The sequence below is a fragment of the Bacillus sp. C30 genome, from assembly GCF_040838255.1.
Taxonomy (GTDB): Bacteria; Bacillota; Bacilli; order Bacillales; family Bacillaceae_G; genus Bacillus_A; species Bacillus_A mycoides.
In genome coordinates this window covers 1-1737 of sequence record NZ_JBFPJH010000579.1, presented here as the reverse complement: position 1 = coordinate 1737, position 1737 = coordinate 1, and the positions used below count along the sequence as shown (strand labels likewise).

Annotated in this window: 1 protein-coding gene and 1 other annotated feature; the gene reads left to right on the top strand. The window is 35.2% G+C overall.

What is annotated here, in order from left to right:
• Nucleotides 1-11 precede the first annotated feature (11 nt).
• Nucleotides 12-260 (top strand) — a binding site (T-box leader).
• Nucleotides 261-376: 116 nt separating this feature from the next.
• Nucleotides 377-1717: a sodium-dependent transporter gene (locus AB3X49_RS23050; RefSeq protein WP_002165897.1), complete on the top strand. Its 1341-nt coding sequence runs from the start codon at nt 377-379 to the stop codon at nt 1715-1717.
• Nucleotides 1718-1737: the final 20 nt, after the last annotated feature.

Sequence of the window (1737 nt, the reverse complement as noted above, 5' to 3'; positions counted from 1 at the left end):
ATTCTAAATATTAAAATGTGTTGAATAGGAGTAGTAAGGTCATGTATTTGTGCAGAGAGCTATGGGTTGGTGCGACATAGTCAAATGACATCCTGAACTCGCCTAGGAGCAGTAAGGTGGAACGGAATCACATTCTTAGTAAATCTTAACGGTTAACCTTCGATATTAGGTTTGTAATCAAACGATTACTACTAAGGTGGATTCATAATGGAATCAATAAGGGTGGTACCGCGTTAAGTAAATGGCTTAGCGTCTCTTTATATAGAGACGTTGGGCCATTTTTTTATTTTATAGAAAAAGAAATGGAGGTTTTATTCAGATTGATCAATAATATTTATTTATTAATATAAAATGATTTTAACAGGAGGAAAATAGGATGAAACAGACGGAGCAATGGACTTCGAAATTAGGTTTTATAATGGCAGCAGCAGGATCAGCAATTGGACTTGGCGCAATATGGAAATTTCCTTATATCGCTGGGAAGAGCGGGGGAGGAGCATTCTTTTTAATTTTTATATTATTTACTGTATTAATTGGATTACCGCTACTTATAGCTGAATTTATGATTGGACGCAGTACACAGAAACAAGCAGTTGGAGCATTTAAAAGTATCGCACCAAATACAGGATGGCACTGGATTGGACGTCTTGGCGTTGGAACTTGTTTTATATTACTTTCATTTTATAGCGTTGTAGGTGGATGGGTTTTAATATATTTTTTCAGGGGAGTAACAGGACAGCTTATTACTCCGGGACAAAATTACGGTTCGTTATTTACTGAAACAATTGGAAATCCGCTTTGGGCTATTACTGGACATTTCGCTTTTATGTTCATTACGATATGGGTTGTATCAAAAGGTGTACAAAATGGAATTGAAAAAGCAAGTAAATATATGCTACCAGCATTGTTCGTTTTATTTGTCGCTCTTATTATTCGTTCATTAACACTGGATAATGCGATGCAAGGCGTGAAGTTTTTCTTACAACCAGATTTCTCGAAGATTACTTCAGAAAGTATTTTATTCGCAATGGGCCAATCATTCTTTGCGATTAGTATAGGGATTTCGATTATGGTTACGTATAGCTCGTATTTAAATAAAAAAGAAAGTTTACCAAAATCAGCAGTTACGATTGTCGGATTGAATTTATTCGTTTCTTTATTTGCAGGTCTTGCTATATTTCCAGCAGTATTTTCATTAGGAATGGAGCCGACAGAGGGGCCGGGCTTACTATTTATTGTATTGCCATCTGTATTTAGCCAAATTCCATTCGGAGGATTGTTCTTAACTGTATTTCTTGCGCTATTTACATTTGCCACATTAACCTCGGCATTTTCTCTACTAGAGACGGTTGTTTCAGCATTAGCAAATGGTGAACAAGAAAGAAGAGCTAAACTTTCATGGATCATCGGTTTCTGCATTTTCCTAGTAGGTATACCATCGGCCTTATCATTTGGAGTATGGAGTGATATTACGATTTTTGGGAAGAATATTTTTGATGCAGTAGACTTCTTATCTAGTAATATATTAATGCCGCTTGGAGCGCTATTCATTAGTATTTTCGTATCATTCAAGATGGAAAAGAAAGTGCTAGAAGCTGAATTTTTTGTAGGTGGAAATTACGGAAAGAAAGTATTTACTTGCTGGGCATTTTTACTTCGGTTTGTAGCACCACTTGCAATAATTATTGTCTTTTTAAATGTAATAGGGATTATTTAATATTAAATGTTATAATATTC